Here is a 12,051-nt window from a genome sequence, read left to right as displayed (position 1 = left end):
GAGGATCGCCACGCAAGCGGTTGACGCCGCAGCGAAACGCACCCGTAGCTCAGCTGGATAGAGCACCAGACTACGAATCTGGGGGTCAGGAGTTCGAATCTCTTCGGGTGCGCCATTTTTTTACAGAAATATCAACGACAAATGCCACTGATTGCATCGCTTGACGCGATGGCCAAGGTCATAGCAATTTCAACTGCGGTCCCGTGATCTGAACGCTATCGTCCGTGATCTCAGGCGCTGCGCTGATGAGTTTCCGTCGATATGAATTCAGCTCTCTATGATGACGCAACCGAACCGCCGGTGATTACCGAGTGGCGGGGTCCATTTGAGAACGGCGAAGTCAACTTGCTGCATGCGGAGTGCTTCGAGCATCGTTTGTTCGAGGATGATTGGTGGACTCAGGTCAATCACTTCAGCTTGGGCTGGGTCTGTTTGCGGCGATCAGGGAAGCTCATCGGGTTCGTCAACGTCGCCTGGGATGGAGGCGTCCATGCCTTCGTTCTGGACACGATGATAGCAGCTACATCGAGGCGGCGGGGTCTTGCGACAGAGTTGATAAAAGAAGCGACTGAACGCGCGCGGGAAGCCGGTTGCGAGTGGCTTCATGTCGATTTCGATCCCGACCTCCGCCCGTTCTATTTCGACGCTTGCGGTTTTACCCAAACGGATGCGGGATTGATCCCGCTCAAGTAACAGCGGCGCAGCCGCTGTTTGCCGCCACGCCCGCTTGGCCGATCATGCGGGGTTATTTCTTCTGCCGCAGAGCTTCGATCAGGGTGCGGGTTTTTCCTGTCGCGTAGGTGATGTCTTCGCGGTCGAGATGCACGGTAATCTCGACGTCTTTCCAGCCGGCGCCGTTTTCGCGGGCAAAGATTACGGCTGCTTCCAGCGACGGAAAGACTGAGGCCGCAGCGCCGGCAATCAAGAACTGTACCGTGCACTCCGCGTCCGAATAGTTGGTAAGTGCCTTGATGGGATCAAACGCCATGGTGTTCTCCGGTGTCGTTGCTGACCGGGCGATCATACGTTCCGGCAGGGCCGCTATAGCCGGAAAAAACTGTTTCGTCTCTGGTGCGATTGCCAAAACCTGATTGGGAGAACTCCAATCAGCATAAGCGTGCCGCGCCGGAAGAACCGGCGCGGCATTGGCTTTTACCATTTCTGGTGAACGTGAACCTTGATCAGGCGCTCATAGACATCGGCAAGGGCTGCCAGCGTTTCTGCTGGGATGGCTGGGAGTTCGCTTGCCGCGGCATTGGCCTTCGCCTGTGCCTCGTTGCGAGCCCCTGGAATGACGACGGAGACGGCCGGGCTCTGGAGGATCCAGGCGAGCGCGAACTGCGCCATCGACGCGCCCTGTGGCACGAGCGGCCGCACCTGCTCGACGGCTTCGAGCGCCACATCCAGCGGCACACCGGCAAAAGTTTCGCCGACATCGAAGAATTCGCCGTTCCGGTTGAACTTGCGATGATCGTCATCGGCAAATTTGGTATCGGCAGTGATCTTGCCGGACAGGAGGCCAGACGCCAGCGGGACGCGGACGATGATGCCGACATTTTTCTTCTGCGCCTGCTCGAAGAACAGGTCATGCGGGCGTTGGCGGAAGATGTTGTAGATGATCTGGATCGTCGCGACGCCCGGATACTCGATCGCCTTCAGCGCTTCCTCGACATTGGAGACGGAGACGCCATAGCTGCGGATCTTGCCCTTGACGGTCAGGTCGTCGAGCGCGCCGAACATGTCCGGCCGGTAGAACACTTCCGTCGGCGGGCAGTGAAGCTGCACGAGATCGAGTGTCTCGACGCCGAGATTGGTGAGGCTTCTATCGATGAAGGCTTCGATATTGGTGGCGGTATAGCCTTCGGCCACATGCGGATTCAACCGGCGGCCGGCTTTGGTGGCAACGAAGGGCTTTTCGCCGCCGCGTTCCTTCAAGACGGACGCGATGATCTTTTCCGAGCGGCCGTCGCCATAGACGTCGGCCGTGTCGACGAACGTGACGCCGGCATCGAGGGCTGCGTTCAGGGCGCGCTTGCCGTCTTCCTCCGTCACGTCGCCCCAGGCGCCGCCGATCTGCCAGGCGCCGAAGCCGATTTCGGAAATGGCAGCACCTGTGCGTCCCAATGTTCTGTTTTTCATCGCGTATTTCCTCGTTTGGCAGTCATGCCGCCTTGGTGTTCCCGTCGGGAGGAGGGCAGTTTATTCTAAAAGACATTCTTATGCCGGATGTGACAGGCAACCAAGCGGCCGGTTCCGGTCTTCCGCATCTATATTGGCCAGACCAGCAACAGCATCGGAATGCTGACGACCAGCACGATGGCCGACAGCGGCAGCCCAAGGCGGGCATAGTCTCCGAAACGATAGCCGCCGGGTCCCATGACCAGCGTGTTGCACTGGTGTCCGATAGGGGTGAGAAAATCACAACCGGCGCCGATCGCCACCGCCATCAGGAACGCATCCGGCCGGAAACCGAGATTTTCCGCAAAGGTCGCGGCAATAGGCGCCATGACCAGCACCGTTGCCGCATTGTTGAGGAATGGTGTCACAGCCATGGCGGCCACCAGAATGAGCGCCAGGGCACCGGAGGGCGGCAGCATGGCAGCGAGTTTGGACAGAAGGCTGGCGATGATATCTGTCGTCCCGGTGGTTCTGAGGGAATCACTGATCGGGATCAAGGCGGCGAGCATGATCAGGATCGGCGCGTCCAGATGTTCGTAGACGTCTTTCAATGGCAGTGAACCGGACACCACCATCAAAAATGCGGCAGCGAAAAAAGCGTGGGCGACGGGAACGCCGCCAAAGGCTGTTGCGCCCATCGTGACGATCAGGATCAGCAGTGGAACGATGCTGTTACGTACGCTTCCAAGCTTCAGGTCGCGCTCCACCAGCGGCAGGCAGCCCCATTCGCGCAAAAGGTCCGGCAGGCGGCGAAGGTCGCCTTGAAGCACCAGCACATCGCCGTTGCGGATCTTGATTTCACCCAGGCGTTCGGTGAAGCGCTTGTCGCGGCGGCTGACGGCCAGAAGGTTGAGACCGGTGTTTTCAAACAGCGACACATCCTTGGCGCTGAGCCCGATCAATTGCGAATGTTCGCCGACAACAGCCTCGACGGAGCCGACGTCCTTGATCGTATCCTTTTCATGCTTGCGATCGGAGAGCTGGAGCTTGCCTTCCTTGACGATGCGGTCGAGTGCGGCTTGTTCGCCTTCGATGATGAGCAGGTCGCTTTCCTTGAGCACAGTGTCCGGCAGCGGCGAGCGCTTCCTGTCGCCATTGCTGATGATGGCCGTCACCATGGCGTCGCCCTGCGCCGGCTTCTGCAGCCAGCTGATGGATTGTCCGGTTGCCGATGATTGCGCAGTGACGCGCGCTTCGGTGGTGTAGTTCTTGATCCGGAGCGCTTCGTCGAGCGAAGCCTGTTCTTTCACTCGTTCCGGCAGGAGCTTGTAGAAGACCGCGAGGAAAGCAATGCCGGCCAGCGTAAGGGCGGCTCCGACCGGCGTATAGTCGAACATCGTGAACGGCGTGCCGGTGATTTCCTCGCGCACCCGCGAAACGATGATGTTCGGCGAGGTGCCGATCTGTGTCATCAGCCCACCCAGCAGTGAGGCAAAAGCCATGGGCATCAGGAACAGCGATGGCGAAACCCGCGACTTCCGCGCCATCTGGAACGCAACGGGGATCATGATGGCCAAAGCACCGATATTCTTGATGAAAGCGGAGAGAACAGCCACGACCGCGACCAGAATGAATAACTGGACCCGCGGGCCGCGCCGTTCGGGCGAGAAGCGGCGCAGCGCGATTTCCATGATGCCGGATCGGGATATGGCGGCGCTAACCACCAGCGCACTGGCAACGATGATGACGATGTCATCCGAAAAGCCGGAGAATGCTTCCGTGACCGGGACAATCCCAATGGCAACGGCCACCAGCAGCGATCCGGCAGCGACGATATCGTACCTGTAACGCCCCCATAGGAATGCGGCCATCATCAGGGCGATGACAAGGAGAGAAAGCCATTGGTCCGTGCGCATGGGCGTATCCTGATGGGTATCGTTAAACGCCCGAAATGCAAAATCGATGCGGTTGCGGAAAAAGATAGGCGGGGATCGCGCCGGTCAAGCCGGGGCACGGGCAAAAATCTCAGTCGCCGAGCTTCAGAAACGTGCGGCCACGGCTGAGGTCGAGGATGATGGCGGAAGCGGTCTCGGCCGTATCCCTGGGAATTTGCAACGACAGTTCCGCTCCAGTGCCGGTAAAGGCTTCGGCGCTGATCGTGATGCCAAGCGCGGTAAGCCGCGCCTTGATGAGAGCGAGATCGGAAAAGTCGCAGACCGCGCTGCCCGTCACGGTTTCGATGACTTCGGTTTTCTCCGCCGCCCGCAGGCACATCGCCGCCGTGCCGCCATAGGCGCGCATCAGCCCGCCGCTGCCGAGCAACGTGCCGCCGAACCAGCGGGTGACGACGGCGGCGACGTGATCCAGCGATTGACCGTCGATTGCCTGGAGGATCGGTTTTCCCGCCGTTCCGCTGGGTTCGCCATCGTCGCTGAAGCGATAGGTCTGGCCGATGCGATAGGCCCAGCAATTGTGGCTGGCCGTCAGGTCCGAATGCCGGGTGATGAAGTCGCGGGCTTCTTCTTCGTTGCCCACAGGCCCGCAGATTGCCAGGAAACGGCTTTTCTTGATTTCCTGTGTCTGGGTCTCGATGCGCTGAAGCGTAAACATTCGCCGGTTCCGTTTGCGCGGTGATAGCGCATCGAGAGCCTTGATGCCAACAGGCGAGAAAGGTTTCTGCCCATCCCGGTCAAGACCAGGATGGGCTGGGAAAGAAGCGTCCTATCAGCCGATCGACATCAGGCTGGCATTGCCGCCAGCCGCCGCCGTGTTGACGCTGGTGGAGACTTCTTCGAGCAGCCAGTTGAGGCAATAGGCGTCCGGGTTTTTGGCAAGCTCGGCCGTCGAGGCTGCCTGAACCAGGACCAGAGGGCCGGGAAGTGCTGCGATCTTCTTGTTGACCGTTCGGATGCGCTCCGCTTCGCCTTCGATCAATGCACCGGCAAAAGGCACATCCATCCGCCAGTCAGCGGTGAAGGAAACCCGGGCGGCGGCGGTGGCGGGCAGTGAAGCGAGCGCTTCCTTGAGGCCGGAAGCGGTATCGACGACGGCGGCGTTGCCGGTGGCGAACACTGCGGCCAGCTGGCGGTAAAGGCCATCGGCTGTTTCCGGCACGAGCAGGATACGGCCACGCGGATGCAGCGCATAGAGATTGCGCTCGCCAACCGGTCCCGCAAGCTCGGTCGTCAGGCCAAGTGCCGATTGGCTGCCGGTTTCGCGGGCGTCCTGCGCTTGTGTCTTCAGGCCCTTGCTGTCCAGCCACTTGGCAAAATCGAGCAGGACCGGATCGGTGTGAACCGAGCTATGCTGCGGCGGAACCGGCGGCGTGGTGACGAGGCGGCCGAGATAGAGCGGGCCGCCGGCCTTCGGGCCGGTGCCGGACAGGCCACGTCCGCCAAAGGGCTGCACGCCGACAACGGCGCCGATGATGTTGCGGTTGACGTAGAGATTGCCGGCCTTCACGCGGGAGGTGACATGGGCAATCGTCTCGTCGAGGCGCGTATGCAGGCCGAAGGTCAGGCCATAACCGGTGGCGTTGATATCGTCGATCAGCCGGTCGAGATCGTCGCGCTCATAGCGCAGCACGTGCAGCACCGGACCGAAGACTTCACGCTTCAGCTCGGAAAGCTGCTTCAGCTCGATGATCGTCGGCGGCACGAATGTGCCTTGCGCCGTGGCTGGCGACAGCGCGATCTGCTCGACCTTGGCGCCGATACCGCGCATGGCGGCGATATGCTTTTCGATGATGCCCTTGGCTTCCCCGGTGATCACCGGGCCGACATCGACGGCGAGGCGGTCGGTGCGGCCGATATCGAGTTCGTGCAGGGCGCCTTTCAGCATGGTCAGCACGCGATCGGCAACATCGTCCTGCAGGCACAGCACGCGCAGCGCCGAGCAGCGCTGGCCGGCACTGTCGAAGGCGGATGCAATGACGTCGCCGACAACCTGTTCGGCAAGTGCTGAGGAATCGACGATCATGGCGTTCTGGCCGCCGGTTTCGGCAATCAGCGGGATCGGCTTACCGGAGGCCGACAGCCGGTCGGCAAGCTGCGCCTGGATCAGCCGGGCGACTTCGGTCGAGCCGGTGAACATCACGCCTGCAATGTGGGGCGCGCCGACGAGGGCAGCCCCGACACGGCCGTCGCCCGGAAGCAATTGCAGCGCTTCGGCCGGGATGCCTGCCTCATGCAGGATGCGAACACCTTCTGCAGCGATCAGCGGCGTTTCTTCGGCGGGCTTGGCCAGCACGGGGTTGCCCGCGACCAGCGCTGCGGCGATCTGGCCGGCAAAGATGGCCAGCGGGAAGTTCCAGGGGCTGATGCAGACGATCGGGCCGAGCGCCTGATGCGCCGGGCCGAGCGTGCGAGTTGCCTGTTCGGCATAATAGCGCAGGAAGTCGATGGCTTCGCGGACCTCGGCGATGGCGTTGGGCAGCGACTTGCCGGCCTCGCGGACGATCAGGCCGAGGAGTGCGGGCATGCGGTCCTGCATCAGGTCGGCGGCGCGCACCAGGCATTGGGCGCGCTCGCTGGGCGAAACGGCGCTCCACTTGGCACCTTCGGCGCGGGCGATCTCGACGGCACGGCGCGCGTCATCCTCGGCCGTTTCGATCACGGAGCCGACGATATCGCGGTGATCGCCGGGATTGAGGACCGGGCGGCTCTCGCCGCGCAGGGTTTCGGCGCAGAGATGTGGCGCAGCCTTCCAGTCCGTCGCGGCACTTGCCTTCAACGCTTCCGAGAGCATCGACAGCGATGTCTCGTTGGAAAGATCGAGACCGGCGGAATTCGCTCGCCCGGCGTAGAGATCGACCGGCGCCTTGATCTGATCATGCTGGGCACCCATCACCGGCATGGCGCGGACGGTATCGACCGGATCGGCGATCAAGTCGTCGATCGAGACGGCCGGATCGGCGATGCGGTTGACGAAGGAGGAGTTGGCGCCGTTTTCGAGCAGGCGGCGGACAAGGTAGGCAAGTAGCGTCTCATGCGTGCCGACTGGTGCGTAGATGCGGGCCGGGCGGTCGAGATTGGCCTTGCCGACCACTTCGTCGTAAAGCGGCTCGCCCATGCCGTGCAGGCACTGGAATTCATAATCGCCAACCTTGAAGTCAGGCCCGGCCATCTCATAGATCGTTGCCAGAGACTGCGCATTGTGGGTGGCAAATTGCGGGAAGATGACGTCCTTGGCGGCAAGCAGCTTGCTGGCGCAGGCAATGTAGGAGATGTCGGTGTAAATCTTGCGGGTATAGACCGGGAAACCTTCGAGACCGTCGATCTGCGCGCGCTTGATCTCGGCATCCCAATAGGCGCCCTTGACGAGGCGTACCATCATCCGGTGGCCGGAACGGCGGGCGAGATCGATGATGAAATCGAGCACGAACGGGCAGCGCTTGCCATAGGCCTGGACGACGAAGCCGACGCCGTTCCAGCCGGACAGGGCCGGGTCGAGGCGCAGTGATTCCAGAAGATCCAGCGACAGTTCCAGCCGGTCTGCTTCCTCGGCATCGATGTTGAGGCCAATATCGTAGCTCTTGGCGATCAGCGCCAGCGCCTTCACCTTTGGCAGCAGTTCGCCCATGACACGGGCCGACTGGGCGCGGACGTAGCGCGGATGCAGGGCCGACAGCTTGATCGAGATGCCCGGGCCTTCATAGATGCCGCGGCCGGCGGACGCCTTGCCGATGGCGTGGATGGCGTTTTCGTAGTCGGCATAATAGCGCGTGGCGTCGGCGGCTGTCGTCGCGGCCTCTCCCAGCATGTCGTAAGAATAACGGAAGCCGCGGGCTTCCAACGGCCGCGAGCGCTTCAGCGCCTCGTCGATGGTTTCACCGGTGACGAACTGCTCGCCCATCATCCGCATCGCCATATCGACGCCACGGCGGATCACCGGCTCGCCAGCGCGTGCGATCAGGCGGGTGAGCGCGGCCGACAGGCTGCGATCGTTGACGGTCGAGGTCAGCTTGCCAGTGACGACGAGACCCCAGGTGGCAGCGTTGACGAACAGGGAGCGGCCGCCGCCGATATGCGAGCGCCAGTCGCCGTCGGCGATCTTGTCGCGGATCAGCGCATCGCGGGTTGCGGTGTCGGGAATGCGCAGCAGGGCTTCGGCCAGGCACATCAGGGCCACGCCTTCCTGGCTCGACAGCGAGTATTCATGCACCAGACCCTCGACACCGGAGCCTTTGTGCTTGGCGCGCAGGGCGGTGATCAGTTTGCGGGCCGTCGTCCTGGCGCGGGCGCGAACATCATCGGGAAGCGTCGCGGCCGCCACCAGCGGCGGCAGGCATTCGGTCTCGGGGCGGCGATAGGCGGCGGTGATTGCCTGACGCAAGGCGGTCTGTTCGGCAATCGGCGGGGCGAAATCGGCAAAGGGAGCGGTCGGGCTATTAGAAGTGTTTTGCGGCAGCGGCTGGCTCATCAGATCGTCCCTGTTCGAAGCTGTCAGGCACACGCAGTGTGGCCCGGAATTCATGGGCGCAAAATAGGGTAGACGGCTCCGGATAGCTATCCGGGAAAATGAGACTTACGGCGGATGTTTCACCGATTATGATTGTCAAGACCGTACACTCTGCGGCCGTATCCAGATTGAGCCGGATGATCCGGTGTCAGAGAAGCACTTTCTGGGATAGTTTATGGCGAGCCATCAGGCATTCGTCATCGCCCGGCATGCAGGTTCGGCAGACAATCGGGCGCACGGCATAGATCTTGCAACCGACATGAACGCCCAGCTTTCCGTCGAGCGCCGAACAGCGATTGTCCTCGCAGCGCATGCCGCCAAGATCGGCTGACACATATTCTGCCGGGATACGGTCCAGTTCCTCGTCAGTCTCAAGTGAAAACCGTGGCCAGTCTTCGGAATAGCTGCAGCACGCGCCGCAACTCTGGCAGTCGAAATCATCGGTGGGAACGGCAAGGGTCATGCGGGTAGGGTAGCTGAAATCATGCGGGAACGGAATGGGGTGGCGTCATACACGGGTTAACCCTCCCCCTTGTGGGGAGGGTCGTAGCGAAGCGGAGGGGAGGGGCTCTTTTATAAACAGAAAGTCCCCTCCCCAACCCCTCCCCACGAGGGGGAGGGGCCTGACCCATCACGCCACCGCCGCTTCCCTGATCGCGATCTCATAGTCTTCCGTATGCACCAGAATGCCGGTGTCGGTCATCACAGCGATGCCATAGGCGGCGGGTTCGTCGACGGAGAGCGAAGGGTCAGGCGCATCAAAGGGCATCGGCTGCTGGTGGACTGGGCTCTTGAACACCGAAAACGGAATGCCGCGACTGGAGCCCGAAATCGTCCGGTGCACATGGCCAGCGAAAATGTGCAGCACATTGCCCCGGCGTTTGACGACGTCGTAGAAATCCACCTCATTGATCAGCCGCATCAGGTCCATGCCGGTAAAGCCGGTGGCGTGCGGCGGATGGTGCATGAACAACAGCACCGGCAAGTCGCCTGCGGTCTCCAGTTGGCGGTCGAGCCAGGCAAGCCGCTTGGTGCAGAGGAAACCGGCATGGCTGCGCGGGTAGTCGTAAGGCGGTGCAAACAGCGTATCGAGGATCACGGCGCGGCAATCGGGAAAATCGATGACTTGCTGGACGAAACCGTCGTCGTCTGTCGCAACGTCTGGAAAGACATCGCGAAAGGTTTCGCGGTTGTCATGATTGCCTATGGTGATGGCAAGCGGCGGGATCAGCTGGTCCAGCAGACCTTTCAGCCGCTCGTAGGAGGGCTGATCGGCCCGGTGGGCCAGATCGCCCATGACAATGATCCTGTCCGCATCGGCGTGGTAACGGTTGACGTGGTCGATACCGGCGGCGAGCCGTTTGAACGGATCGAGGCCAATGATGGACTGCCCCACGGGCACCATATGCAGGTCGGTGAAGATAATGAGCTTCGTCATTTCGCGGAAATCCGATTAAAAAAGAAAACTCTAATTAATAGATTCACGCTGTCGCTGGATGCGGCGCACGTCAAGCAACATAATTGGGAGGATTCGATCAGAGGGGCCGGTTTCAAACCACATCCCAGGCCACGCCCTTGGTAAGGCACGCCGTACTCATCAAGGCGGACTATCGATGTGAAAAATCCGCGGGCGTGGTAACCGTCAGCGGATAGATCAATTTCGCGGCCGGTCTGTATCCGGGGAAAACGGTGCCGCGCCGCAGTTCTGGCTTTTCACTTTACCCGGCCCGCCTTTGGTACAGTCAGGCTTGCCTGTTCGTTCGGCTCGATGCCGGTCGCGGCGGCGATGGCGATTGCCGGCTGAATGATCTTGCCTTGCGCGAACACGTCACCCATTTCGGCGGCCTGGCTGAACATTGCAGTTGCGGCAGCGCGATCGACGGGCATGCCTTCGCCGTTCTCCAGCATCAGCCCGAGATTGACCATCGCATCGACATTGCCGCGATCGGCGGCGAGTTTGTAAAATTGTGCGGCCTTGTGGTTATCTTCCGGAATCTGCGTGCCCTCATCCAGCATGACGGCGAGATTGAAGGCGCCCAGATTATCCTTGGCGGCCGATGCCCGCTCGAACCATTGCGCTGCAAGTTCACCGTTGGCCGACGTGCCGATGCCGTCGCGATAGGCAACGCCGAGATTGTAGGCGGCGAGAATATTGCCGGTAGCGGCAGCCTTCTGGTAGAGCGCAAACTCCGCTGCATGGTCACCACGTTCACCGAGCATCACGGCATAATTCACCATCGCGACCGCATGGTTGCCCTCCGCCGCCTTTTCCAGCATCGCCATGGCTTGCCCGCGTTGGCCGGCAGCATGGAGCACGCGGGCAAGCTCAAAGGTCTGCCGGGGGCCGCTGCCCTGGTTGTAAGCCTCGCGGCAAGCCGAAAGGGCAATGCCGATGCGGATGTCCTCGGTCGCGACGGGGCGAAAGGCGAGGTTGCGTTGCAGATCGTGTTCACTGCCTGCTTCCGCATCGCACTGGTCTGCCGGCAGCAGCGCCGAGGCAGCGCGAGCGGAAGGAATGGCGATCGCGGCGACTGAAAGCAGACTGACGGCGGTAAGCAGGATCGCGTTGATGGCTGAAATGCGCTTGCTGGGTCCGTTTTTCATGGCGTTCTCCTTGGCGTTTGTGTCACCCTATGGCGCACGCCGGTCTGCGGCTGTTCCTTGGGAAACAGTCCGTGGTGCAGCCGGAGAGGAGGATCAGGACAGGCCGGGAAAAGCGGCATCCAGACGGAAGCGGGATTTCCCACCCCGCCGATATGGATCGCTCGCCGAAAACCGGGTTATGTGAACAAGGAGCAAGGACAATGACGCCAGACATTCAACTGCTGCGGCAAGGCCTTATCGGGCGGCGGACATTCATCGCCGGCTGTGCGCTGGTCGCCGGTGGTCTTGCGGCCATACCGACCCAGGCAAGTACGGTGATCGGCAAGGCATCTGACGTGCGCGGCAAGGTCAATCTCAAGCGGGCGGAAAAGCAGGAAGGGCTGGCAACGGGCGCGCAGATCATGGACAATGATTTTGTGGCGACCGGCAGCGACAGTTTTGCCGATCTGGCGCTGGTCGGTGACACGCGCATCCTTTTGGGCAGCAAGACGGAGCTGCTGCTCGACAGCTTCATTGCCGGCCAGGGGGGGACGATGGAGCTCGGGATGGGGCAGATGGTTTTTGACCGGCCGGAGGGCCTGCCGAAGATCGATCTGGCGCTGCGCACCACGTTCGGCATGATCGGCGTGCGGGGCACGAAGTTTTTTGCTGGCCCCAATCGCGGTGTCTTTGCCGTCTTCGTCGAACACGGCCAAGTGTCTGTGGATGCCGGCGGAGTCCAGCGGCTGGTTGGTGCCGGTGAAGGCATCGAGATTGCAAAGCCGGGCGAAGCGCCGAACGAGACTGTGAAATGGAAGGAAGCCCGGATCGTCGAGGCTTATGCCAGCGCCGGTCTGAAACGTTAGAGCGGCCCATCGTTAGACAGAAGCG

10 protein-coding genes, 1 tRNA gene and 1 pseudogene are annotated in these 12,051 nt (G+C 61.5%); 3 read left to right on the top strand and 9 right to left on the bottom strand.

From position 1 onward, the window contains the following. The first annotated feature begins 38 nt into the window (after positions 1 to 38). Positions 39 to 115 (top strand) — tRNA-Arg (locus ASC96_RS01665). A gap of 146 nt (positions 116 to 261) precedes the next feature. After that, positions 262 to 693 (top strand): GNAT family N-acetyltransferase, encoded by a 432-nt coding sequence (locus ASC96_RS01660; RefSeq protein WP_060500715.1) that lies wholly within the window; start codon positions 262 to 264, stop codon positions 691 to 693. A 52-nt stretch (positions 694 to 745) separates the two neighbouring features. On the opposite strand, the gene ASC96_RS01655 is transcribed toward ASC96_RS01660, so the two are convergent. The 9 genes and pseudogenes from ASC96_RS01655 to ASC96_RS34335 all read right to left on the bottom strand — a co-directional run. Continuing rightward, positions 746 to 988 (bottom strand): hypothetical protein, encoded by a 243-nt coding sequence (locus tag ASC96_RS01655; RefSeq protein ID WP_060501378.1) that lies wholly within the window; start codon positions 986 to 988, stop codon positions 746 to 748. A gap of 164 nt (positions 989 to 1,152) precedes the next feature. Further along, positions 1,153 to 2,139: an aldo/keto reductase gene (locus ASC96_RS01650; RefSeq protein ID WP_060500713.1), complete on the bottom strand. Its 987-nt coding sequence runs from the start codon at positions 2,137 to 2,139 to the stop codon at positions 1,153 to 1,155. Positions 2,140 to 2,267: 128 nt separating this feature from the next. Beyond that, positions 2,268 to 4,034: an SLC13 family permease gene (locus ASC96_RS01645; RefSeq protein ID WP_060500711.1), complete on the bottom strand. Its 1,767-nt coding sequence runs from the start codon at positions 4,032 to 4,034 to the stop codon at positions 2,268 to 2,270. 109 nt (positions 4,035 to 4,143) lie between these two features. Further along, the gene (locus tag ASC96_RS01640; protein WP_060500709.1) at positions 4,144 to 4,728 is read right to left on the bottom strand and encodes a YigZ family protein; all 585 of its coding nucleotides are present in this window, start codon (positions 4,726 to 4,728) and stop codon (positions 4,144 to 4,146) included. Between the two features lie 114 nt (positions 4,729 to 4,842). Next, a complete protein-coding gene (putA, locus tag ASC96_RS01635; protein WP_060500706.1) occupies positions 4,843 to 8,538 on the bottom strand; it encodes a trifunctional transcriptional regulator/proline dehydrogenase/L-glutamate gamma-semialdehyde dehydrogenase in 3,696 nt (1,231 codons plus the stop codon). 187 nt (positions 8,539 to 8,725) lie between these two features. Continuing rightward, positions 8,726 to 9,040, bottom strand: coding sequence for a YkgJ family cysteine cluster protein (locus ASC96_RS01630; protein ID WP_037204632.1), 315 nt, complete (start codon positions 9,038 to 9,040; stop codon positions 8,726 to 8,728). Positions 9,041 to 9,208: 168 nt separating this feature from the next. Beyond that, a complete protein-coding gene (locus tag ASC96_RS01625) occupies positions 9,209 to 10,015 on the bottom strand; it encodes a phosphodiesterase (RefSeq protein ID WP_060500704.1) in 807 nt (268 codons plus the stop codon). A 275-nt stretch (positions 10,016 to 10,290) separates the two neighbouring features. After that, positions 10,291 to 10,617, bottom strand: a complete 327-nt coding sequence (locus tag ASC96_RS34340; protein ID WP_347360122.1) for a tetratricopeptide repeat protein — start codon at positions 10,615 to 10,617, stop codon at positions 10,291 to 10,293. An 18-nt stretch (positions 10,618 to 10,635) separates the two neighbouring features. Then, positions 10,636 to 11,181: pseudogene (locus ASC96_RS34335) on the bottom strand (sel1 repeat family protein); the annotation flags it as partial. Between the two features lie 221 nt (positions 11,182 to 11,402). Here ASC96_RS34335 and ASC96_RS01615 point away from each other — a divergent pair. Next, positions 11,403 to 12,026: a FecR family protein gene (locus ASC96_RS01615; RefSeq protein ID WP_060501376.1), complete on the top strand. Its 624-nt coding sequence runs from the start codon at positions 11,403 to 11,405 to the stop codon at positions 12,024 to 12,026. The last annotated feature ends 25 nt before the right edge of the window (positions 12,027 to 12,051 follow it).

Origin of the sequence: Rhizobium sp. Root1204, assembly GCF_001424965.1 — a bacterium.
In the GTDB taxonomy this organism is placed as follows: domain Bacteria; phylum Pseudomonadota; class Alphaproteobacteria; order Rhizobiales; family Rhizobiaceae; genus Pararhizobium.
The sequence above is the reverse complement of the archived record's forward strand: the minus strand, read 5'-3'. Positions and strand labels throughout refer to the sequence as shown.